This window comes from Candidatus Pelagibacter bacterium nBUS_49 (genome assembly GCF_051200925.1).
In the GTDB taxonomy this organism is placed as follows: domain Bacteria; phylum Pseudomonadota; class Alphaproteobacteria; order Pelagibacterales; family Pelagibacteraceae; genus Pelagibacter.
Window position 1 is genome coordinate 24,988 of sequence record NZ_CP172837.1, and the last position, 23,383, is coordinate 48,370.

16 protein-coding genes are annotated in these 23,383 nt (G+C 30.3%); 13 read left to right on the forward strand and 3 right to left on the reverse strand.

Annotation, left to right across the window (positions count from 1 at the left end):
- The first annotated feature begins 53 nt into the window (after positions 1–53).
- From aceE to ACIJYF_RS00155, 3 genes are read left to right on the forward strand one after another with little or no spacing between them, the layout of a single operon-like run.
- Positions 54–3,092, forward strand: coding sequence for a pyruvate dehydrogenase (acetyl-transferring), homodimeric type (gene aceE, locus ACIJYF_RS00145; protein WP_435116680.1), 3,039 nt, complete (start codon positions 54–56; stop codon positions 3,090–3,092).
- Positions 3,092–4,357 carry a 2-oxo acid dehydrogenase subunit E2 gene (locus ACIJYF_RS00150; RefSeq protein ID WP_435116682.1) on the forward strand — a complete coding sequence of 422 codons (1,266 nt, stop codon included), beginning with the start codon at positions 3,092–3,094 and terminating at the stop codon, positions 4,355–4,357. The genes aceE and ACIJYF_RS00150 overlap by 1 nt, the downstream gene beginning before the upstream one ends.
- Before the next feature lie 8 nt (positions 4,358–4,365).
- Positions 4,366–5,268, forward strand: coding sequence for a DMT family transporter (locus ACIJYF_RS00155; protein ID WP_435116683.1), 903 nt, complete (start codon positions 4,366–4,368; stop codon positions 5,266–5,268).
- Here ACIJYF_RS00155 and ACIJYF_RS00160 read toward each other — a convergent pair.
- The gene (locus tag ACIJYF_RS00160; protein ID WP_435116684.1) at positions 5,255–6,019 is read right to left on the reverse strand and encodes an undecaprenyl-diphosphate phosphatase; all 765 of its coding nucleotides are present in this window, start codon (positions 6,017–6,019) and stop codon (positions 5,255–5,257) included. The two genes, ACIJYF_RS00155 and ACIJYF_RS00160, sit on opposite strands and share 14 nt — an antisense overlap.
- Before the next feature lie 182 nt (positions 6,020–6,201).
- Between ACIJYF_RS00160 and ACIJYF_RS00165 the strand changes: the two genes are divergently transcribed.
- Together ACIJYF_RS00165 and gltB are read left to right on the forward strand one after the other, a co-directional pair.
- Positions 6,202–7,641 carry an NAD(P)-dependent oxidoreductase gene (locus tag ACIJYF_RS00165; RefSeq protein ID WP_435116685.1) on the forward strand — a complete coding sequence of 480 codons (1,440 nt, stop codon included), beginning with the start codon at positions 6,202–6,204 and terminating at the stop codon, positions 7,639–7,641.
- Positions 7,641–12,146, forward strand: a complete 4,506-nt coding sequence (gltB, locus tag ACIJYF_RS00170; RefSeq protein ID WP_435116686.1) for a glutamate synthase large subunit — start codon at positions 7,641–7,643, stop codon at positions 12,144–12,146. Before ACIJYF_RS00165 ends, gltB begins: the two co-directional genes overlap by 1 nt.
- Here gltB and ACIJYF_RS00175 read toward each other — a convergent pair.
- On the reverse strand, positions 12,143–12,886 hold the full coding sequence (locus tag ACIJYF_RS00175; RefSeq protein ID WP_435116688.1) for an alpha/beta hydrolase: 744 nt from the start codon (positions 12,884–12,886) through the stop codon (positions 12,143–12,145). The genes gltB and ACIJYF_RS00175 overlap by 4 nt on opposite strands.
- Before the next feature lie 42 nt (positions 12,887–12,928).
- On the opposite strand from ACIJYF_RS00175, the gene ACIJYF_RS00180 reads away from it, so the two are divergent.
- Genes ACIJYF_RS00180 through lepA form a run of 8 tightly spaced genes read left to right on the forward strand, consistent with a single transcriptional unit; the run spans position 12,929 to position 22,494 of the window.
- Positions 12,929–14,083: a glycosyltransferase family 4 protein gene (locus ACIJYF_RS00180; protein WP_435116690.1), complete on the forward strand. Its 1,155-nt coding sequence runs from the start codon at positions 12,929–12,931 to the stop codon at positions 14,081–14,083.
- A complete protein-coding gene (gene thrS / locus ACIJYF_RS00185; RefSeq protein WP_435116692.1) occupies positions 14,083–15,999 on the forward strand; it encodes a threonine--tRNA ligase in 1,917 nt (638 codons plus the stop codon). The genes ACIJYF_RS00180 and thrS overlap by 1 nt, the downstream gene beginning before the upstream one ends.
- Complete coding sequence (gene infC / locus ACIJYF_RS00190) at positions 16,000–16,545, forward strand: translation initiation factor IF-3 (RefSeq protein ID WP_028036189.1); 546 nt, start codon at positions 16,000–16,002, stop codon at positions 16,543–16,545.
- 53 nt (positions 16,546–16,598) lie between these two features.
- On the forward strand, positions 16,599–16,805 hold the full coding sequence (rpmI, locus tag ACIJYF_RS00195; protein ID WP_271478753.1) for a 50S ribosomal protein L35: 207 nt from the start codon (positions 16,599–16,601) through the stop codon (positions 16,803–16,805).
- A 2-nt stretch (positions 16,806–16,807) separates the two neighbouring features.
- Positions 16,808–17,164, forward strand: coding sequence for a 50S ribosomal protein L20 (rplT, locus tag ACIJYF_RS00200; protein WP_023649116.1), 357 nt, complete (start codon positions 16,808–16,810; stop codon positions 17,162–17,164).
- A gap of 43 nt (positions 17,165–17,207) precedes the next feature.
- On the forward strand, positions 17,208–18,275 hold the full coding sequence (gene pheS, locus ACIJYF_RS00205) for a phenylalanine--tRNA ligase subunit alpha (protein ID WP_435116694.1): 1,068 nt from the start codon (positions 17,208–17,210) through the stop codon (positions 18,273–18,275).
- Positions 18,272–20,680 carry a phenylalanine--tRNA ligase subunit beta gene (pheT, locus tag ACIJYF_RS00210; protein WP_435116696.1) on the forward strand — a complete coding sequence of 803 codons (2,409 nt, stop codon included), beginning with the start codon at positions 18,272–18,274 and terminating at the stop codon, positions 20,678–20,680. Before pheS ends, pheT begins: the two co-directional genes overlap by 4 nt.
- Positions 20,681–20,685: 5 nt before the next feature.
- Positions 20,686–22,494: a translation elongation factor 4 gene (gene lepA, locus ACIJYF_RS00215; RefSeq protein ID WP_435116698.1), complete on the forward strand. Its 1,809-nt coding sequence runs from the start codon at positions 20,686–20,688 to the stop codon at positions 22,492–22,494.
- Between the two features lie 35 nt (positions 22,495–22,529).
- Here lepA and ACIJYF_RS00220 read toward each other — a convergent pair whose 3' ends face one another.
- A complete protein-coding gene (locus ACIJYF_RS00220; RefSeq protein WP_435116700.1) occupies positions 22,530–23,375 on the reverse strand; it encodes an FkbM family methyltransferase in 846 nt (281 codons plus the stop codon).
- Positions 23,376–23,383 lie beyond the last annotated feature (8 nt).

Consider the following 23,383-nt stretch of genomic DNA (forward strand, 5'->3'; position numbering starts at 1 on the left):
GTCAAAATAAACTTAATTATAATATTAATAGGTATATAAAACATTTTAATAAAATGAGTGAAAAATTACTTGTTCCAGATATTGGAGATTTTGAAGAAGTTGAAGTTATAGAAGTTTTAGCAAAACAGGGCGATCGATTAAATATTAATGACCCAGTAATTACAATTGAGAGTGACAAATCAAGCGTTGAAATTCCCTCTACTCTAGCAGGTAAGATTGAAAAAGTTGAAGTTAAAGTTGGAGATAAGGTTTCAAAAGGAGATTTAATCTTAAATATTGCTTCTTTAGCGGAAAATAAAAAAGAAAATCCAATTCCAAAAGATACCGAAAGTATTATTAAGCAAGCCGAAGCAGCTATGGCAGAACAAAAGAATGAGACTAAAGTTGCTCATCAACCTGCTCAAAAGAAAGAACAATCAACTATTCAAGTTACAAATGGTAAAGATACAGATCCTTTAGAAACACAAGATTGGTTAGAATCTTTGTCAGCAGTTATTTCAAAAGATGGAAATCAAAGAGCTCACTTTTTAATTAAAGAATTGATTAACAAAGCGTATCGTGAGGGTGCAAATATTCCTTATACTCAAAATACACCCTATATAAATACAATCCCTCCAGAAGCAGAAGTTAAATCAAATGGAGATCAAAATATTGAGAGACGAATTAGATCTTTAATTAGATGGAATGCAGCTGCAATGGTAGTTAGAGCGAATAAAAAATTTCCAGAATTAGGTGGACACATAGGTACATTTGCTTCTGCTGCAACATTATATGATGTTGGAATGAATCATTTCTGGAGAGCGAAAAATAATAAATTTGGTGGAGATTTAGTTTATTTTCAAGGTCACAGTGCTCCGGGAATGTATGCTAGGGCATTCTTAGAGGGAAGATTAAATGAAAAACAATTGGATAGTTTCAGACAAGAAGTAAATTCTGGTGGACTTTCTTCATATCCACATCCTTGGTTAATGCCTAAGTTTTGGCAATTTCCAACTGTTTCTATGGGTTTAGGTCCCATGCTTGCAATTTATCAAGCAAGATACATGAAGTATTTAATTAATAGAGGTCTAATTAAAGACGAGGGCCGAAAAGTTTGGGCATTTTTAGGTGATGGAGAAATGGATGAACCTGAGTCAATGGGTGCTATCGGACTAGCAGCAAGAGAAAAGTTAGATAATTTAATATTTGTAGTTAATTGTAATCTCCAAAGGCTTGATGGACCTGTAAGAGGAAATGGAAAAATTATTCAAGAATTAGAAGGAAGTTTCCGAGGAGCTGGTTGGAATGTGATTAAAGTAATTTGGGGTTCTTATTGGGACTCGTTGATAGCAAATGATAAAACTGGTCATTTAGTAAAAATAATGAATGAAACAGTTGATGGAGAATACCAAGCGATGAAAGCAAGAGACGGCGCTTATGTTAGAGAAAAATTTTTTGGCAAATATCCAGAAACACAAGAATTAGTATCAAGCTTATCAGATAGAGATATTTGGAGATTAAATAGAGGTGGTCATGATCCACACAAGGTATATGCGGCTTATGACAAAGCTACAAAAAATCAAGGAAGTCCTACTGTAATTATAGCAAAGACTATTAAGGGTTATGGGATGGGTAAGACAGGTGAAAGTGTGAACACTACCCACCAAACAAAAAAATTAGATGTTGATGATTTACTATACTACAGAGATAGATTTGATGTTCCTTTAACTGATGAACAAGTTAGAAATATTGAATATTTTAAACCTGATGAAAAATCTCCTGAAATTAAATATTTAAAAGAAAGAAGATTAAATTTAGGTGGTTATCTACCTGAAAGAACAACTTACGCAAAACCAATTAAGGCACCATCAAAAGATATCTTTGATTTTATGAAAGTTTCAACTGGTGAAAAAGAAATGTCAACAACAATGGCAATGGTTAGAATGTTTACCAACCTACTTAGAGACAAAAATATTTCACCAAGATTGGTTCCTATAATTCCTGATGAAGCAAGAACATTTGGAATGGAAGGTTTTTTTCAAAAAATAGGTATTTATGCTCATGAAGGTCAAAAATATGAGCCAGAAGATGCTGCACAATTAAGTTCTTACCGAGAGGATAAGAGTGGTCAGGTGTTAGAAGAAGGAATTAATGAAGCTGGCGCAATGTCTTCTTGGATTGCAGCTGCTACAGCATATACAAATCACGACATAGAAATGATTCCAATTTATATTTTTTATTCTATGTTTGGTTTTCAAAGAATTGGTGATTTGGCGTGGGCTGCTGGGGATAGCCAGGCAAGAGGATTTTTAATTGGAGCTACTGCAGGAAGAACTACTTTAGCTGGAGAAGGACTTCAGCACCAAGATGGCCACAGCCACTTAATAGCTTCTACGATACCAAATTGTGTAACTTATGATCCAACTTTTCATTATGAGCTAGCAGTAATTTTTAGAGAAGGTTTGAGAAGAATGCATGAAAAAAAAGAAAACGTTTTTTATTATATTACTACAATGAATGAAAATTATTCTCATCCAGAAATGCCAAAAGATAAAAATTGTGAAGAAGGTATTTTGAAAGGAATGTATAAGATTAAAGAATTTAATAAGTTTAAGAAAACAAAAATTCAGCTTTTAGGATCAGGTACAATTCTAAGAGAAATGATGGCTGCAGCAGAAGTTCTTCAAAATGAATATGAAATTGATAGTGAAATTTGGAGTGTAACAAGTTTTAATGAATTAAGAAAAGATGGAATGGAAGTTGAAAGATATAATCTTTTAAACCCTGATAAAGAACAAAAAACTTCATTTGTTGAAAAATGTTTGGGAAAAACCGAAGGCCCAATCATGGCCGCATCAGATTATATGAGAATGAATTCAGATCAAATAAGACCTTATACAAATAAAAGTTTTTATTCTTTAGGAACAGATGGATTTGGTAGAAGTGATACTAGAAAAAATCTAAGAAAATTTTTTGAGGTAGATAAAGAGCATTTAGTTGCTTACAGCTTAAGTATTTTGGCTAAAGAACAATTAATAGCTTCAAAATATGCAAATGAAGCAATAAAAAAATATAAAATTGATGGTGAAAAACCAATGCCTACTAAATTGTAATGTCAGAAACTGAAATTAAAGTACCAAATATTGGAGATTTTAAGGATGTTGAAGTAATAGAAGTTCTAGTTTCTGAAGGTCAAATTCTTCAAAAAAACGATCCTATAATTACAATTGAAAGTGATAAATCCAGCGTAGAAATCCCATCTAACTTTGAGGGTAAAGTGCAATCTTTAAAAACAAAAGTAGGAGATAAAATTTCCGAAGGTGATTTGATATTAATTTTAGAGGAAACATCTGCAAAAAAAGGAAATACTGAAGAAAAGCCAAATATTGAAAAAGAGTTTAAAAAAATTAAAGTAATAAAACCCGAGATAGAACAAGCTTCAATTAATCAAGTTAAAAGTTTATCCAATGAAATATCATCTGCAAGCCCAAAAGCTCGAAAATTTGCAAGAGAACTTGGAGTAGATATTACTCAAGTTGCAGGAAGTGAAAAAGATGGAAGAGTTATTGAGGATGATATTAAAAAATTTGTTTCATCTACAACAAAAAATATTAATGAAATTAAAGAAGATAAAATAAAAAAAATCAAAAATGAATTTGAACATTCTGATTTTGGAGAAATTGAAATTAAAGATATTCCAAGAGTAAAAAAATTATCTTCGGTTTATTTAACCAATTCTTGGACGACTATACCACATGTCACAAATCATGATGAAGCAGATATAACAGAAATGGAAAACTTTAGAAGTTCTTTGACAGATATGTATACTGGAGAGAAAATCAAAATTACTCCTTTGGCATTTATAATTAAAGCTTTAGTAGCGTCTTTAAAAAAATTCCCGAGTTTTAATTCTTCCATAGATGAAATTGAAACTGGAAAAATGACATTTAAAAAATATTTTCATATTGGAATTGCAGTTGATACACCTAATGGATTAATGGTTCCTAAAATTAGGAATGCTGACAACAAAAAAATCTCACTACTTAGCAAAGAATTGAAAGAAGTGAGTGAACTTTGTAGAAATCTAAAAATTGATAAAAAAGAATTATTTGGTGGGTCTATGACTATTACCAGTTTAGGTGGAATAGGAGGATCTTTTTTTACTCCAATTATAAATTTTCCAGAAGTTGCAATCTTAGGAGTAGGTAAATCCCAAAAAAAACAAATATTTATGAACGGAAAGTTTCAAATAAGAACAATGTTACCTATATCTTTGTCCTATGATCACAGAATTATTGATGGAGCTGAAGCTGCAAGATTTAATAATGATTTAAAAGAAAATCTTGGTAAAAATTTTGCCTATAAGTTAGCTGTTTAATTTAAGTTATGTCAAAAACTATCTCTTTATTAAGTGCTTTACTGTGTACTTTTATTTGGGGCACAACGTTTATTGCTCAAGACACTGGCATGGATAACATTGGTCCATTTACATTCAATGCTGTAAGGTTTTTCATAGGTTTTTTGGCTATCACTCCATTAGTTTTGTTGTTCGAAATAAAAAAATTTAAATCTGAGTTTAAAAATGACACTAAAACTTTCCTTAATCTCTCATTTTTAATTGGTTTATCTTTATTTTTAGGTTCAGCTTTACAACAAGTTGCTCTTCTTTATACAGATGTTGCTAATGCTGCGTTTTTTACAATTTTTTATGTTCCCCTAGTACCAATTATATTTTTTTTATTTAAACGAACATCAATTCATTGGAGTGTTTGGCCATCTGTAGTTTTATGTTTAATTGGAGGGTATTTATTAACAAATTTTTATGACGCAACAGTTAGACTTGGCGATAGTTTAGTAATATTAGGTGCTTTATTTTGGAGCACTCATATAATTTTTACAGGAATAATTGTAAATAAGTATAATCTTCCACTCACCCTAGGAGCAGCTCAAACTTTCATCGTTGCTTTATTTTCTTTTGTAATAGCATTTATTTATGAGGAGTTTGTTTACTTGGAAATTATGAAAGAAATAAATTCTATTTTGTATGCTGGAATTTTATCTGGAGGTTTTGCATTTGTGTTACAAATTTATGCTCAAAAAAATATAACTCCTGCCCCTGCTGCAATAATTTTTTCATTAGAGGGAGTATTTGCAACTATTGCTGCCTGGTTCATTTTAGATCAGATCTTAGATATTAATAATTTACTTGGATGTTTATTTATTCTATGTGGTGTCTTGCTGTCTCAATTGTTACCATTGGTTCAAAAAAATAATCTTAATAAATTATAGCAAATAAAATCAACGCTATTAATATTCTATAAATAACAAACGCATTCATTGAAAATTTATTTATATAAATTAAAAAAAATTTTACAGTCGCAAAAGAAAAAATAAATGATGCTACAATTGCAATAACTACTAAATAATTGAACTCAACTGATTGAGAAAACACATCTTTTAATCCTAAAAAACTAGCACCTCCTAAAGCTGGAATAGAAAGTAAAAATGATATTTTACTAGAGTCTAATCTATTAAATCTCAATAATCTTGCAGCTGTAATAGTTATGCCTGCCCTACTTACTCCTGGCACCAAAGAAAGAATTTGAAATAAACTTATAAATAAAATTGATTGAAGATTTAAATTTGAGGAAATTTTCTTATCAAATCGATTTCTATCTGTAATAAATAGTACAATTCCAAAAATTAGAGTTGTCCAAGCTATAATTTTAATGTTTCTAAGTTCATAAATGATACCGGTTGAATATAAGATATATCCAACAATTATTAATGGAATTGACCCAAGAATGATTAGGCTTAAAAGTCTTTTATTATTTTTTACATCTAATAAGTCCACTCTAAAAAAATAGATAATTGCAAACAAGGAACCAAGGTGAAGACTTATATCTATTAATAATGAGCTAGATTTAAATTCATATAAACTTGAAACTAATATTAGGTGTGCCGAAGAGCTTATTGGTAAAAATTCTGATATGCCTTGAATGGCTGATAGTATTAAAACTTCTATAATGTTCTGAAACATTTTATCTAACTAGCTTAAAAAATATTCATTTAAAACAATTCGATTTAAGCATATTAGCTATGCAATTATTAAAAATGCCATAAATTTCAAACTTATATGGCTTAATAAGGTCATAATAACTGACCTATTTTAAGCTTTATTTAATAAAAACAATATATAATTTGCTTTAACTTATAAAAATTATGACTGATAAAATGCTAAAATTTGTAAATATAGGTCAACAAACTCCACCTAAAAGGGAGATTGATGTCAGAAAAAAAGACTTTAATGAGATTTATGACGAATTTATTAGCGATAAAGCTAAAGAGCAATCTAGCAGATGTTCTCAGTGTGGTGTTCCTTTTTGCCAAGTTCATTGTCCACTAAGTAATAATATTCCTGATTGGCTAAAGCTAACAGCCGAAGGAAGACTTAAGGAAGCTTACGAATTATCCCAAAGCACAAATAATATGCCGGAAGTCTGTGGAAGAATATGCCCACAAGATAGGTTGTGTGAAGGTAATTGTGTCATCGAACAGTCTGGCCATGGAACAGTGACTATCGGCTCAATGGAAAAATATATTACTGATAATGCTTGGGAGCAAGGTTGGGTAAAACCTATAAATATTTCTCATGAAAAAAACCAAAGTGTTGGAATAATTGGTGCTGGACCAGCTGGCTTAGCTGCAGCTGAAGAATTAAGAAAAAATGGATACAAAATCACAGTTTATGACAGATATGATAGGGCTGGTGGATTGTTAATATATGGAATACCAAATTTTAAGCTTGAAAAAGAAGTTGTTGAGAGAAGAACTAAGCTCTTAAAAGATGGTGGAATTGAGTTCATTCAAAATTTTGAAGTAGGAAAAGATGCAAGCTTAGAACAATTAAGAAAAAAACATGACGCAATTTTAATTGCAACCGGGGTTTATAAAGCTCGAGAAGTAGAACTTACAGGTAATGACTTAAACAATATTTTTCCTGCGATGGATTTTTTAACAGCATCCAATAAAAAAGGATTAGGTGATAAAGTAGAATTATTTGATAAAGGAATTTTAAATGCAGAAGGGAAGGATATTGTTGTAATTGGTGGTGGCGATACGGCAATGGACTGCGTAAGAACATCAATAAGACAAAAAGCAAAATCAGTTAAATGTTTATACAGAAGAGACAAAGAGAATATGCCTGGATCAGCAAGAGAGGTTGCTAACGCTGAAGAGGAAGGCGTTGAATTTGTTTGGCTATCAAGTCCCAAGGAATTTAAGGGTATTAACAAAGTTGAAAAATTAATTGTTGACCAGATAAAATTAGGTGATCCTGATGAAAGTGGAAGAAGAAAACCTGAGGTTCAACAAGACTCAAGTTTTGAGATCAAAGCAGATATGGTTATTAAGGCTTTAGGTTTTGACCCTGAAGATTTGCCAACTTTATTTGACTCTAACGAACTGCAAGTGACTAAATGGGGAACTATCAAAGCAGATTTTGATTCAATGGAGACAAATTTGAGTGGGGTTTTTGCTGCAGGAGATATAGTTAGAGGTGCATCTTTAGTTGTTTGGGCGATAAAAGATGGAAGAGATGCAGCAGCTTCGATTAAAAAGCATTTAGAAAATAAAGAATTAAAACAGTCAAAAGTAGCTTAATGAAAAATTATAAAAAAAATTTTGAAATACTGAAAAAAAACCATGTTTATTCTGAAGAGATGGAACACGATGCTTGCGGTGTCGGTTTAATTGGTTCTACGGAGGGAAAGAAATCACGTAAAGTTGTAGAGTATGGAATTGAAGCTTTAAAAGCAGTTTGGCACAGAGGAGCAGTTGATGCTGATGGTAAAACGGGTGATGGTGCTGGGATACATGTAGAAATACCAAAAGATTTTTTTATAGAAAAAATTGAAGTTACAGGTCATACCCACGATAATTCAGAAATCTGTGTTGGAATGATTTTCTTACCAAGAAATGATTATGCAGCACAAGAAAGCTGCAAAACAATAGTTGAAAGTGAACTAACCAAAAATGATTTTAGCATTTATGGCTGGAGGCAAGTTCCAGTTAACCCAAAGGTCTTAGGTGAAAAAGCATTTCAGACAATGCCTGAAATTATTCAAGTACTTTTTAAATCAAATAATCCAGAATTATTGAATAAAGATCTTGAAAGAAAAATTTATGAAACAAGAAGGATAATTGAAAATAAAGCTTTTAAGATTTCTTTAAATAATTTTTATATTTGTTCTCTTAGTTCAAAATCAATCGTTTATAAAGGGATGTTTTTAGCAGAAGCTATTTCAGATTTTTTTTTAGATTTAAAAGATGAAAGATTTGTTTCAAGATATGCAATTTTTCATCAAAGATTTTCTACAAACACAGCACCAAGTTGGAATCTAGCTCAACCTTTTAGAGCAATTGCTCATAATGGAGAAATCAACACATATCGTGGTAATAAAAATTGGATGAAAGTTCATGAACAAGAAATGAATAGCCCACTTTTTGATAACATAGAAAATTTAAAACCAGTAATTCAACAGGGGGCATCAGACTCAGCTGCATTGGATAATGTTTTTGAATTATTAAATATTTCAGGTCAACCAGCACCTTTAGCAAAATTAATGTTAGTGCCAGATGCTTGGTCTAAAAAAAACAAAACTTTATCTAGAGATCATCAACAATTATTTAACTTTTTAAATAGTACCATGGAACCTTGGGATGGGCCTGCTGCTATTGCTGGAACAGATAATGAATGGGTAATCGCTGCAAATGATAGAAATGGATTGAGACCCTTAAGATATGCAATTACCAAAGATAATTTATTATTTGCAGGTTCAGAAACTGGAATGATAGAACTTAACGAAAAAAAAATTTTAACCAAGGGAAGATTAGGACCAGGAGAAATAATTGGGGTTAGAATTGAAAAAGGAAAAGTATTTACTAACAGCAAAATCAAAGATTATTTAGCTAAAGAATACAAACACTTTAATTCTCAAATTATCGATTTAGATGAAAAAATTACTATTTCTGGAGAAAAACATTTATTCTCTGGAGATGATTTAAGACGAAGACAGTTCACATTTGGAATGAGTCTTGAAGACTTAGAGCTTATTTTGCACCCAATGGCTGAAGATGCGAAAGAGGCGATTGGCTCTATGGGTGACGATACTCCTCTTGCAGTATTATCTGATAAATATAGACCTCTTTATCATTTTTTTAGACAAAATTTTAGCCAAGTAACTAATCCTCCAATTGACTCGCTTCGAGAAAATAAGGTTATGAGTCTAAAAACAAGATTTGGAAATTTAGGTAATATTTTGGATTTTGATAATCTAACCAAGCAAAATATTTATGTTTTAAATAGTCCAATTTTATCAAACTCTCAATTTGATAAATTTATTAATTTTTTTGGTAAAAATTCTTTAGTTATAGATTGTACTTTTTCTAAAGATCAGTCTTTATTTGAGGCAATAAAACAAGTCCAAAAAGATGCTGAAATCGCTGTAAGACAAGGTGTTACTCAATTAATTTTGAGTGATAAAGGATTGTCAGAAACTAATTTACCTATTCCAATGTTATTATGTGTAGGAGCAATCAATTCATTCTTAATAGAAAAAAAATTAAGAGGATATGTTTCGATAAATGTTCAATCTGGAGAAGCTTTAGACACACATTCATTTGCCACTTTAATTGGTGTGGGTGCAACTACAGTAAACCCATACCTTGCTTTTGACAGCTTATATCAAAGACATGAAAAAAAACTTTTTGGAAAATTTAGTTTTGATGAATGTGTTGAAAGATACATTAAATCTGTAAATGCTGGTCTATTAAAAATCATGTCTAAAATGGGAATTTCTGTTTTGAGTTCATATAGAGGGGGATGTAATTTTGAAACTGTTGGATTGAGTAGAACGATTGTTGCTGATTATTTTCCAGGTGTAGTATCTAAAATTTCAGGGATTGGATTAACAGGAATAGAAAAAAAAATTAGATCTATTCATAAAGAAGGATTTGAAAGCTCTGAAACTATTTTACCAATAGGTGGAATATATAGGTATCGTAAAAATGGAGAAACACACCAATATCAAGGAAAATTAATTCATTTATTGCAAAGCGCTGTAGGATCAAATTCTTATGAAGCTTACAAAAGGTATGCGGAAGGAATATATAATTTACCCCCAATAAATTTGAGGGATTTAATTGATTTTAGATCGAAAAAATTGAAAGGACCGATTGATATCTCTGAAGTTGAACCAATACAAAATATACTTAAAAGATTTGGAAGCGGAAGCATGTCACATGGAGCGCTTTCAAAAGAAGCTCATGAAACACTTGCCACAGGAATGAACAGAATTAAAGGTGCCTCTTGTAGTGGCGAGGGTGGTGAAGATGAGAGTAGGTTTAAAGTTCTAGAAAATGGAGACAGTGCAAATTCTAGAGTAAAACAAATAGCTTCAGCCAGATTTGGTGTGACAGTTAATTATTTAAATAATTGTAATGAAATTGAAATCAAAATAGCTCAAGGAGCAAAACCAGGAGAAGGTGGACAGCTACCAGGGTTTAAAGTTACTGATGAGATTGCAAAATTAAGACATTCAACACCTGGAGTTACTTTAATATCACCTCCACCACATCATGATATTTATTCAATAGAAGATCTTGCTCAACTTATTTATGATTTGAAACAAATAAATCCTAAAGCAAGAATTGGGGTTAAGCTTGTTGCATCATCAGGTGTAGGAACAATTGCAGCTGGTGTTGCTAAAGCAAAAGCAGATATAATATTAATATCTGGACATAATGGGGGTACGGGTGCAACACCGCAAACTAGTGTTAAGTATGTTGGAATACCATGGGAAATGGGTTTAACAGAAGCTAATCAAGTTTTAACATTAAACAATCTAAGACACAAAGTTACTCTTAGAACTGATGGTGGGATTAAAACAGGAAGAGATGTTGTTATTGCAGCAATGATGGGAGCAGAAGAGTACGGAGTGGCAACTACTGCGTTAGTTGCGATGGGATGTATCATGGTTAGACAATGTCATTCTAACACATGTCCTGTTGGTGTTTGTACTCAAGACGAAAAACTTAGAGAAAAATTTACAGGCACTCCAGATAAAGTAGTTAATTTATTCACTTTTATAGCATCTGAAGTACGGGAAATTTTAGCAAAAATAGGTTTTAAATCATTGAACGATATAATTGGAAGAACAGATCTTTTAATGCAGGTTAGCAAGGCCTCTCCAAATCTTGATGATTTAGATTTGAACCCACTTTTTGTACAGGCAGATAACGGTAACAATAGAAGATATTGTGAAAATCAAGAAATAAACCAGGTACCAGATACACTTGATCAAGAAATTTGGCCAGAGATTGAAAAATCTTTAGACAGTTCTGAAAAAATAGAAAAAGAATACATTATTAAAAATACGAATAGAGCAGTTGGAACTAGAATATCTCATCACCTTTATAAAAAATATGGATATGAAAAACTTAATGAAAACTTTTTAGTATTAAATTTCAAGGGATCAGCAGGACAGTCATTTGGTGCTTTTTCAGCGAAAGGATTAAAACTTGTTCTTAAAGGAGATGCTAATGATTATGTGGGTAAAGGATTATCAGGAGCAACAATTTCAATTAAATTATCTGATGAGAGTAATTTAATTTCAAATGAAAATACTATTATAGGCAATACAGTATTATATGGTGCAACATCAGGAAAACTATTTGCAGCTGGACAGGCAGGAGAAAGATTTGCTGTTCGAAACTCTGGAGCAACTACAGTAATTGAGGGATGTGACTCTAATGGTTGTGAATACATGACAGGAGGAACTGTAGTAATCTTAGGTGATGTAGGTGATAATTTTGCAGCAGGGATGACAGGAGGAATGGCATTTATCTATGATAAATCAGGAGAATTTGAAAAAAAAGTTAATGATGAATCGGTCGTATGGCAAAATATAGAAACAGATTACTGGAAAATATTTCTTAAAGATTTAATCCAAGAACATTTTAAAGAAACTGGATCCAATTTATCAAAAATGTTAGTTGAAAATTATGATGAGGAGTTAAAGAATTTTATTCAAGTTTGTCCAAAAGAAATGTTAGACAAGTTAAGCAATCCAATCAGCAATAAACCATTGATTAAAGAAGTTAGTTAAATAATTAGTTTTAACTCCTTTATTATTATTTTAAGCCACTTTTGACTTGATAAACTGTGATCACCACTATTAATAATAACTAATTTTTTTTTTGCTTTTTGAAATATTTTTAAAACTTTTCTTGAATAAGAAACAGGTACCACAGCATCTTTTTGACCATGAACCATAGTAACATTTATCTCAGAATTTATTTTTTTGTTTAAAACCTTATTTTTTCTACCATCTTTTATTAATTGTAGGGTAATTGGATATTCATAATTACCGTGTTTTAATTGTAAAATTCCTTTTTGGATAGTTTCTGACTTCATTTTTTTTGTGAACTTTTTCCACATCAAGTTTTCTAAAAATTCAGGAGCAGAACCTATACCTAAAAATCCCTTTATTTGACTTTTAAATTTTTGAAATTGTTTAAGTGCTAACCAGGCACCCATACTTGAACCAACAACAATAAAATCATTTTTCTTTACAAATTTTTTAATAAGAGCTGATGTTTCGTTACTCCATTTTGTAATATTACCGTTTGTAAATTTTCCCGATGATTTTCCGTGTCCAGAATATTCAAGTGCTAAAAAACTCATTTTGTTTTGTTTAGCAAATTTTAAAAAAGCATTTGGTTTTTTCCCTTCTAAATCAGACATAAAACCATGTAAAAAAACAATAAAAGGTGCACCTTTATGAATATTGCAAACAAATCTTATTTTCTTACTTTTTGAGATTCTGTAATATCTAAAATAAGTCATAATCATTTATATGTTTAATCTAATAATATATAATCATACCAAATGTCATCTAATTTAAAAGTTTTACAAGTTATACCAAAATTAGGTTACGGAGGTGCTGAAACAGGTTGTTATGATATTGCTCATTACTTACCAGAAAATGATTGTGGATCATTTATTGTAACAAGTGGGGGAGAACTTCTTAAATTTATTGATAAAAAAAAAGTAAAAATAATAAAACTTCCTGTACATAGTAAAAATCCTTTAATTATGTTCATTAATTTTTTAGCTTTAGTTGCAATTATACTCGTTAAGAATATTTCAATTGTACATGCCAGAAGCAGAGCGCCAGCCTGGTCTTGCTTGTTAGCAGCTAAAATTACAGGCAGAAAATTTGTTACTACTTTTCATGGAACTTATAATTTTAATAATAAAATTAAAAAATTTTATAATTCTGCAATGGTTAGGTCTGACTTAATCATAGCAGGCTCTAATTTTATTTTTTCTCATATCAAAGATAATTATACAAAATATCTTAATACTAAAAAAAAACTTTTAGTTATATTTAGAGGAATTAACGTCGACTATTTTGATCCAACAACCAAATTAGATATTGATGAAAAAAAACTATTAAAAAAATGGCAAATAGAAAAAGATAAAAAGATAATTCTTTTACCTGGCAGATTAACAGGATGGAAAGGACAAGAAGTTTTTATAGAAGCAATTAATTTAGTAAATATTGAACTTGGATATGAAGCCTTTTACGCAGTAATTCTTGGAAGTGATCAAGGTAGAGATCTATATAAAAAAAAACTTATTAGAATTACAGAACAATACAGATTAAATAACCAAGTTAAATTTATTGATCATTGTAATGACATGGCTTTAGCTTACAAAATTTCAGATATAGTAATATCTGCATCTATCGAGCCAGAGGCTTTTGGAAGAGTTGCAGTTGAGGCACAATCAATGGAAAAACCAATAATCGCAAGTGATATTGGCGGGTCTAATGAAACTATAATTGACGAAAAAACTGGTTTTTTATTCGAGTCAAACAATGCAAAATCATTAAGTAAAAAAATTTTAAAAGTTCTTTCTATGGATGAAACACTGTTACAATCGATAGGCAAAGAAGGAAGAAAAAACATAATTCAAAAATTTAATGTTGAAAAAATGTGCTTTTCTACTTATTCAGAGTATAAAAGAATATTAAATTAATGCCTAAAATTACCTTACCAGATGGAAATAATTTAACATTTCCAGACAAAGTTACAGGTCTAGATGTAGCTGAAAAAATTAGCAAGTCACTTGCAAAACAAGCAATGGTTATAAGTGTTGATGGTGATTTAAAAGATTTAGATTTTTTAATAGAAAAAGATTGTTCAATAAAAATTTTTACGTCAAAAAATCCTGAAGGCCTAGAAACTATTAGGCATGATACAGCACATATATTGGCAATGGCAGTACAAGAATTATTTCCAGGAACACAAGTTACTATTGGGCCAGTTATTGAAAATGGTTTTTATTATGATTTTGCTAGAAAGGAACCTTTTACCGAGGACGATTTAGAAAAAATTGAAAATAAGATGAAAGAAATTGTAGATAGAAATGAAATCACAAAAAGAGAAGTTTGGGAGAGAAATAAAGCAATTTTACATTTTAAAGAAAAGGGCGAAACTTATAAAGCAGAGTTGATTGAAGCAATCCCAGAAAATGAGGATGTATCTATTTATTTTCACGGTGATTGGCACGATTTATGCAGAGGCCCACATCTTTCTTCAACAGGTAAAATTGGAAAATTCTTTAAACTTACAAAAGTTTCCGGAGCTTATTGGAGAGGCGACTCAAATAATCAAATGCTCCAACGAATATACGGTACAAGTTGGGCAACTCAAAAAGATCTGGATGAATATTTAAAAAGAATTGAAGAAGCTGAAAAAAGAGATCACCGTAAACTTGGAAAAGAAATGGATTTATTTCATTTTAGAGAAGAAAGTCCAGGGTCAGTATTTTGGCACGAGAAAGGTTGGGCTTTATTTCAAAAATTAATTAATTATATGAGAGCTAGACAGGACGCTGCTGGTTATAAAGAAGTGAATACACCAGAGATATTGGACAGACAATTGTGGGAAAAATCTGGTCATTGGGAAAAATACGGTGAAAACATGTATACCTCAGAAACTCCAGACGCAAAAGTATTTGCTATTAAACCTATGAATTGTCCTGGGCATATCCAGGTATTTAACCAAGGTTTAAAAAGCTACAGAGATCTACCTTTACGTATAACAGAATTTGGAAAAGTACATCGTTACGAACCCTCTGGAGCATTACATGGCCTACTAAGAGTGAGAGCATTTACTCAAGACGATGCTCATATATTTTGTTCAGAGGATCAAATTACAAGCGAATGTTTAGAAGTAACTAATTTAATTTTAGATATTTACAAAGATTTAGGTTTTGAAAATGTAATTCTAAAATATGCAGATAGGCCAGATGCAAGAGTTGGCGATGATGAAGTTTGGGATAAAGCTGAAGCTTCTTTGCTCGAAGCAGTCAAAGCATCTAAGCTGGAATATAGCATCAACAAAGGTGAAGGTGCATTTTATGGTCCTAAAATTGAATTTGTTTTAAGAGATGCAATTGGAAGAGATTGGCAGTGTGGAACTTTGCAAGTTGATTTGAATTTACCAGGAAGATTAGACGCCTCTTATGTTGATAAAGATGGAACCAAAAAAGTTCCTGTTATGCTTCATCGAGCATTATTTGGTTCATTAGAAAGATTTATTGGAATTTTAATTGAAAACTATGCTGGAAAGTTTCCATTTTGGATATCTCCTTTGCAAACTATGGTGATACCTATTTCAGAAGAATTTAATGACTATGCAGTTAAAGTATCAAAAAAAATAAAAGATGTGGGTATTAGTTCATCAATAGATTTAAAAAATAATAATTTAAATTACAAAATTAGAGATCATTCTTTAGCAAAAATACCGGTTTTATTAATTTGTGGTAAAAAAGAAGTTGACTCTAACTCGGTAACGATTAGAAGATTAGACACGAATAAACAAGAAAATATGGATATAGACCAATTTTTAAAAACTTTCTCTGCTTTAAATAAAGCATCCTCAAACTAAGTGGCAGATTTTAAACAAAATTACTTTCAAAGAAGAACAAAAGACAGAGGTCCAAGGTCTAATAATAGAATCTCATCTCCTGATGTTCAGGTTATAGCAAGTGATGGTGAAAATCTTGGTGTTATGAATACCAATGAAGCAATTTCAATGGCAAAAAATCAAGGATTAGATTTAATAGAGATAGCTGCTAATGCAAACCCACCTGTTTGTAAAATAATGGATATGGGTAAGTTTAAATATGATGCCCAAAAGAAAGCAAATATTGCTAAGAAAAAACAAAAAATTGTTTTATTAAAAGAAATTAAAATGAGACCTGTAACAGAAACTCATGATTATGATTTTAAGGTTAAAAATGCAAAAAAATTTATTGCTAAAGGGGATAAAGTAAAATTTACTGTAAGATTTAAAGGTCGTGAATTACAACATTCTCATTTAGGAAAAGAATTGATGGATAAGATCAAAGAAGACATGAAGGATATTGGTAAGGTAGAATTACACCCTAAGTTTGATGGTAAGCAAATGATCATGGTAATTCAGCCTTTATAGGCCTTAATATAGGTTGTAAATTTATATCAATCTTTGTATAACACCGCAGAATTATGCCAAAATTAAAAACAAAAAGCTCAGCTAAAAAAAGATTTAAAATATCAGCCACTGGCAAAGTAATGACTGCCCAAGCTGGTAAAAGACATGGCATGATTAAAAGAACGAATTCACAAATAAGAAAGTTAAGAGGCACAACAACTATGTCCAAGCAAGACGGCAAGATTGTTAAATCATACATGCCTTACAGTTTAAGAGGTTAATAATGGCAAGAGTAAAAAGAGGCGTAACTAGTAAAGCAAAGCATAAAAAAGTTTTAAAAGCTGTCAAAGGTCAATGGGGCAGAAGAAAAAATACTATCAGAGTTGCAAAGCAAGCGATGGAAAAAGCGATGCAATACGCCTACAGAGATAGAAGAAATAAAAAACGAGATTTCAAATCTTTGTGGATACAAAGAATCAATGCTGGTGTTAGAGCCGAGGGTTTAACTTATTCTAAATTTATCAATGGCCTTGGAAAATGTGGCATAACAATTGATAGAAAAATTTTAGCTGAAATTGCTTACGATAGCCCAGAAGCATTTAAAACAATTGTTCAAAAAGCCCAATCCGCTTTAAATTAATCTTCGCTATTGTTTTTATTTCTTAAGGAAATAATCTATCAATATGTCAGACATAAAAAATATTCAAAATGACTACTCGGCTAAACTTAACAATAATTTAAGTTTAGAAGAAATTAATCAAATCAAGACAGAATTATTTGGCAAAAACGGTTTAATATCTTCTCAATTCAAAAATATTGGATCTATACCAGAGACAGATAGAAAAAAATTTGCATCAAATCTTAATCAAATTAAGGATGAGTTACAAAATTTAATAACTAATAAAATTAATGAAATTGAATCAAAAAAAATAAATGAAAAATTAGAAAAAGAAAAAATTGATGTAACTCTTCCTGAGCGAACTTTTGTGAGAGGTAAAATTCATCCAGTTTCACAAACTATAGATGAAATTTCATCAATTTTTTCCGAGATAGGTTTTAGTGTTGAAGAAGGCCCAGATATTGAAAATGAATATAACAATTTTACAGCTTTAAATACTCCTGACAATCATCCAGCGAGAGATATGCATGACACGTTTTATCTTGATGAGAATAAAGAAGTTTTATTAAGAACTCATACATCTCCAGTCCAAATCAGAACAATGTTAAAAGACAAACCTCCATTTAAAATTATTGCGCCTGGAAGAACTTACAGATCAGATAGTGACCAAACCCACGCACCAATGTTTCATCAAGTAGAAGGTTTACATATAGATAAAGATATAAATATGGGACATTTAAAGGGTTGCTTAAATTATTTTATTAAAGAGTTTTTTGAAGTTGAAAAAATTAAAATGCGATTTAGACCAAGTCACTTCCCTTTTACTGAACCATCAGCTGAAGTAGATATTGGTTATGAAATTAAAGATGGGAAAATTGTTATTGGAGAAGGAGACCAATGGCTTGAAATATTGGGTTGCGGAATGGTCCATCCCAATGTTTTAAAAAATGTGAAAGTCGATCCATTAAAATATCAGGGATATGCATTTGGAATAGGAATTGATCGACTAGCGATGCTTAAATATGGCATTAATGACCTAAGAGCTTTTTTTGATTGTGATTATAGATGGTTAAATCATTTTGGATTTGATCCTTTAGATGTACCAACTAATTATAGAGGTTTAAGTCGATGAAAATCACATTTGATTGGTTAAAGGATCATTTAGATACCAAATTAAATGAGGATAAGCTTTTAGATCAGCTAACAAATGTTGGGCTTGAGGTTGAAAGTGTAGAAAACTTATCAGCTGGTCTTGATTTATTCAAAGTAGCAAAAATTTTAAAGACAGAAAAACATCCAAATGCTGATCGACTAAAAATTTGTGATGTTGATGTAGGAGAAAAAGAAATAAAAAAAGTTGTGTGTGGTGCACCCAATGCAAGAGAAGGATTAATTACAATATATGCACCTCCAGGAGCCATTGTTCCAAAAAGTAAAGTAAAATTAGTGGTAGCTAAAATTAGAAATATTACTTCCTATGGGATGCTATGTTCTGAATCTGAATTAAATTTATCAGATGAAAGTGATGGGATAACTGAATTATCATCAAAAAAATATGAAAAGAGTATTGGAAAAAGTTATTTTTCAAAATCAAATTCCAATCTTATAGATCTGTCGATTACTCCTAATAGGCCAGATTGTCTTGGTGTTAGAGGTATAGCAAGAGATCTTGCTGCTTCAGGTTTTGGAAAACTAAAAAATTTAAAAGAAAAAAAAATTAAGTCAAATGTGAAACAAACTTTAAAAGTTAAAATTAATAAAGAAAAAAATCAAGCTTGTAGTTCTTTTGGTAGCTGTTTAATTACTAATGTAAAAAATACTGAAAGCCCTAAATGGTTAAAAGATAAACTAGTTTCAATTGGACAAAAACCAATTTCTGCAATAGTTGATATTACTAACTATGTAATGTTTGATATTAATCGTCCACTCCATGCTTATGATGCAGATAAAATTGAAAAAGATATTGTGGTTAGGAATTCAAAATCTGGTGAAGAGTTTACAGCTCTAGATAATAAAAATTATAAATTAGATGATGGTATGTGTGTAATTAGTGATAATAAAAGTGTGTTAGGATTAGGTGGAATTATTGGAGGCACAAGATCAGGTACTGAATTTGATACAAAAAATATTTTATTAGAGTCGGCTTATTTTGAGCCTAGATCTATTAGAAGTACATCAAAAAAATTAAACTTAGATACAGACGCAAAGTTTAGGTTTGAAAGAGGTATTGATCCATTATCGATTGAAGACGGATTAAATAAAGCAGCACTATTAATTAAAGAGATTTGCGGGGGTGAAATTAGTAAAATTGATATTCAAACAATTCAAACAACGAAAACTAAAACCATAAAATTTGATACTAATTTATTTGAAAAAATAACAGGATTTAAAATTTCAATTAAGGAAATGCTTAAAATTTTAGAAGATCTTGGTTTTAAAATTAAAAAAGAAAAAAAACATTTAAAATTAACCACCCCAACTTGGAGACCAGATATTTCACAGGAAATAGATATTGTTGAAGAGCTAGTAAGGATAACCGGTTATGATAAAATAAAAACTATAGATCCAATTAAAGAAAGAAATAAATCTACTTTAACTCAGTCACAAAAGTTATTTCACTTTTTACAAAGAGCAATAGCTTCCAAAGGTTATTTAGAAGCAATAACATGGTCATTTACCGACTCAAATTACAATGATCATTTTAAAGATCAAAATAAGGAAATTAAAATAGTAAATCCCATAAGCTCAGAGCTGGGAGTTTTGAGAAACTCAATTTTTTCAAATTTAATCATGTATATGAATAAAAATTTGGATAGAGGTTTTGAAGATTTATCAATATTTGAGATAGGGCCAATTTTTACTGGCTCAAATCCTGGCGAACAAAACACAGTAGTTTGTGGTTTATCAGCAGGTAAAAGATCAAGATTATCATGGATTGAAAAAGAGAGAAATGTTGATGTATTTGATGTTAAAAGAGATGTAGTCCAAACTTTAATTGAAGCAGGATATAATTCAGACAAATTTTTTATAGATGATGAAACACCAAATTATTACCATCCAGGTAAATCAGGTAGGTTATTTTTAAATCGAGGTAAAGATCAAATTGTAGCATATTTTGGTGAGATCCATCCGAATATTATAAAAAAAATAGATATTAAAACAGAGTCATTAGTTGGATTTGAAATTTTTCTAGACAATTTAAAATTACCAAAGAAAACATTAAAAGACCAAAAAACTAAATTTGAAGTATCAGATTATCAAAAATCTGAGAGAGACTTTGCTTTTGTAGTTGATAAAAAAGTTAAAGCTCAAGATTTAATTAATGCAATTTCAAGTGTAGATCAAAAACTGATTAGTAATATTAAAGTTTTTGATGTCTATGAGGGTGAAAATATTCCAGAAAGTCAAAAATCAATTGCAATTAGTGTGACTATACAATCCTCTGAAAAAACATTGAATGATAGTGACTTAGAAAATATCAATAATTCTATAATTAAAACAGTTGAAAATAAAACTGGTGCTAAGATACGATCTTAAAGCAAATGAGCAAGATCGATAATATTAAAAACTTTGCAATTATTGCGCATATCGATCACGGTAAATCTACAATAGCAGATAGAATAATTCATAGATGTGGAGGGCTTACAGAGAGAGAGATGAAAGCTCAAGTACTAAACTCAATGGATATTGAGCGTGAAAGAGGAATCACAATTAAGGCTCAAACAGTAAAACTTAATTATAAAGCAAAGGATGGTAAAGATTATATTTTAAATATCATTGATACCCCAGGTCATGTCGATTTTAGTTATGAAGTCAGTAGATCCCTTTATGCTTGTGAGGGATCAATTTTAATTGTTGATAGCACTCAAGGAGTAGAAGCACAAACTCTTGCAAATGTTTATCAAGCTTTAGATATTGATCATGAGATTGTGCCAGTTTTAAACAAGGTTGATCTTCCAGCATCAGATTTAGATAGAACAAAAAAACAAATAGAAGAAGTTATAGGAATTGACACCGAGAACGCAATTCCATGTTCTGGAAAGACAGGTGAGGGTATAGAAGATATTTTAGAGCAAATTATAACAACTTTACCTAGCCCTAAAGGTGAAAGTTTAGGAGATTTAAAATGTTTATTGGTCGATAGTTGGTACGACACATATTTAGGAGTCGTGATTTTAGTTAGAGTTATTGATGGTAAAATTTCAAAAAATATGAAAATTAAAATGATGTCAACTAATCAAGAGCATATTGTTGAAAAAGTTGGTGTATTTACACCAAAAGCCACAGATATCAACGAGTTAAACGCTGGAGAAATTGGCTTTATAACAACTGGAATAAAAGTTTTATCAGAAACAAAAGTTGGAGACACAATATGTGATGCTGCCAAACCTTTGAAAGAAGCTCTTCCGGGTTTTAAACCAAGTAAGCCAGTAGTGTTTTGTGGATTGTTTCCAGTAGATAGTTCTGAGTATCAAAAATTAAAAGACGGTTTAGCTAAATTGCAATTGAACGATGCAAGTTTTTCATTTGAGCCTGAGTCTTCCTCAGCGTTAGGACTAGGTTTTAGATGTGGGTTTTTAGGGTTACTTCATTTAGAAATTGTTACTGAAAGATTAGAAAGAGAATTTGATGTAAACTTGTTAACAACAACTCCGGGGGTAGTGTACAAAGTTCATATGAATAGTGGAGATATTGTTGACCTTCATAATCCTTCTAGCTTACCAGACCCAACTTTAATTAAGTTGATTGAAGAACCTTGGATTAAAGCAACAATAATTACTCCAGATGAATTCTTAGGCTCTATTATAAAAATGTGTCAGGATAAAAGAGGGGTACAAACTAATTTAAGTTATTCAGGAAATAGAGCTGTTGTAAATTATGAACTACCTTTAAATGAAGTGGTTTTTGATTTTAATGATCGCTTAAAATCAATGACTAGTGGATATGCAAGTTTTGATTATGAAATTATTGAACATAGAGAAGGTGATTTAGTAAAACTTGGAATTTTAGTTAATGCAGAGCCAGTAGATGCATTAGCCATGATGATTCATAAAGATTTTGCTCAAAGAACAGGAAGAGAAGTTTGTGAAAAACTTAAAGATTTAATTCCAAGACATAATTTTATGATACCAGTGCAAGCCGCAATTGGTGGCAAGATAATAGCTAGAGAAACTATAAAAGGTTTCAAAAAAGATGTATTAACTAAAATTCATGGAGGAGGAGCTACAGATAGAAAAAGAAAGCTTCTTGAAAAACAAAAAAAAGGTAAGGCTCGATCAAAACAGTTTGGAAGAGTAGAAATTCCTCAAGAGGCATTTATAGGTGTATTAAAAATAAGCAAAGAAAAATGATAATTGTAAAAGAAATTGTTATTCTTAACTTTTGATTATTTTTTAGCCAATAAGTTAAACTCTTCTTTTTTAAAAATTAATTTTTTTAGTTCTCCTAAAGTTATATCAGATTGGTTTTCAGTTGATATAAATCTAAAATTTTCCAACTTATTTAAAAATTTATCTAAATTTTTTGATATAAATTTAAAATTTGAAATTTCCAATATAAGCAAATAAATTTTATCTAAAATTTCATAATCTAAATTTAAAAAAATTTCCTCATCCATACCTTGGGTATCTGATTTATAAATAATATGATTAATTTTTTTATCATCTATAATTTTCTTAAAAACAATATTTGAATCTTTAAGTATAATTTTAGATAGATTATTTTTTGTTCCTACATAATTATTTAAGTAGATACTATTATCAGATTTATTTAATTTGTTTACAAAAATTTTGGTTTTTTTATTTTTAGAGGCTAGACCAAAATTATAGAGATATGTTTTTTTATTAATTAAATTTTTGCTTAGTATATTAAAATTGTTTTTTTCTGGTTCAAAACAAAAATAGTTTTTAATGTTCAGATCTAATTTTTGAAGTTGCCTTGAAATCAAACCTACGTTAGCACCTATATCAAAAAAATAATTATTCTTATATTTGATATTTTTTTTAATAAATTTTATTATAAAATAGTCCCACTGTTCATTTTTAAATATTCTAGGTGTAATAATTTCATCTAACGGAAGAATTAATTTTTCATTTTTTTCCCCTAAAGGTGTATTGTTATTAAGGGTTAGATTCAATGAGTCTATCCTAAAGCTTGATTTTGTTGATGAATTTAGTGCTTTAAATAATAATTTGTACTCATTCTTTAATATTTTTGTTAAATATTTTTTCATAAATTTTT

Bases quoted from the DNA above. Each gene is read 5' to 3' on its own strand.
- pheS (WP_435116694.1), top strand. From the start codon at position 17,208: ATGTCAGACATAAAAAATATTCAAAATGACTACTCGGCTAAACTTAAC.
- aceE (WP_435116680.1), top strand. From the start codon at position 54: ATGAGTGAAAAATTACTTGTTCCAGATATTGGAGATTTTGAAGAAGTT.
- ACIJYF_RS00180 (WP_435116690.1), top strand. From the start codon at position 12,929: ATGTCATCTAATTTAAAAGTTTTACAAGTTATACCAAAATTAGGTTAC.
- thrS (WP_435116692.1), top strand. From the start codon at position 14,083: ATGCCTAAAATTACCTTACCAGATGGAAATAATTTAACATTTCCAGAC.
- ACIJYF_RS00155 (WP_435116683.1), top strand. From the start codon at position 4,366: ATGTCAAAAACTATCTCTTTATTAAGTGCTTTACTGTGTACTTTTATT.
- ACIJYF_RS00220 (WP_435116700.1), bottom strand. From the start codon at position 23,375: ATGAAAAAATATTTAACAAAAATATTAAAGAATGAGTACAAATTATTA.
- ACIJYF_RS00160 (WP_435116684.1), bottom strand. From the start codon at position 6,019: ATGTTTCAGAACATTATAGAAGTTTTAATACTATCAGCCATTCAAGGC.
- rplT (WP_023649116.1), top strand. From the start codon at position 16,808: ATGGCAAGAGTAAAAAGAGGCGTAACTAGTAAAGCAAAGCATAAAAAA.
- pheT (WP_435116696.1), top strand. From the start codon at position 18,272: ATGAAAATCACATTTGATTGGTTAAAGGATCATTTAGATACCAAATTA.
- ACIJYF_RS00150 (WP_435116682.1), top strand. From the start codon at position 3,092: ATGTCAGAAACTGAAATTAAAGTACCAAATATTGGAGATTTTAAGGAT.
- rpmI (WP_271478753.1), top strand. From the start codon at position 16,599: ATGCCAAAATTAAAAACAAAAAGCTCAGCTAAAAAAAGATTTAAAATA.
- gltB (WP_435116686.1), top strand. From the start codon at position 7,641: ATGAAAAATTATAAAAAAAATTTTGAAATACTGAAAAAAAACCATGTT.
- ACIJYF_RS00165 (WP_435116685.1), top strand. From the start codon at position 6,202: ATGACTGATAAAATGCTAAAATTTGTAAATATAGGTCAACAAACTCCA.
- ACIJYF_RS00175 (WP_435116688.1), bottom strand. From the start codon at position 12,886: ATGACTTATTTTAGATATTACAGAATCTCAAAAAGTAAGAAAATAAGA.
- lepA (WP_435116698.1), top strand. From the start codon at position 20,686: ATGAGCAAGATCGATAATATTAAAAACTTTGCAATTATTGCGCATATC.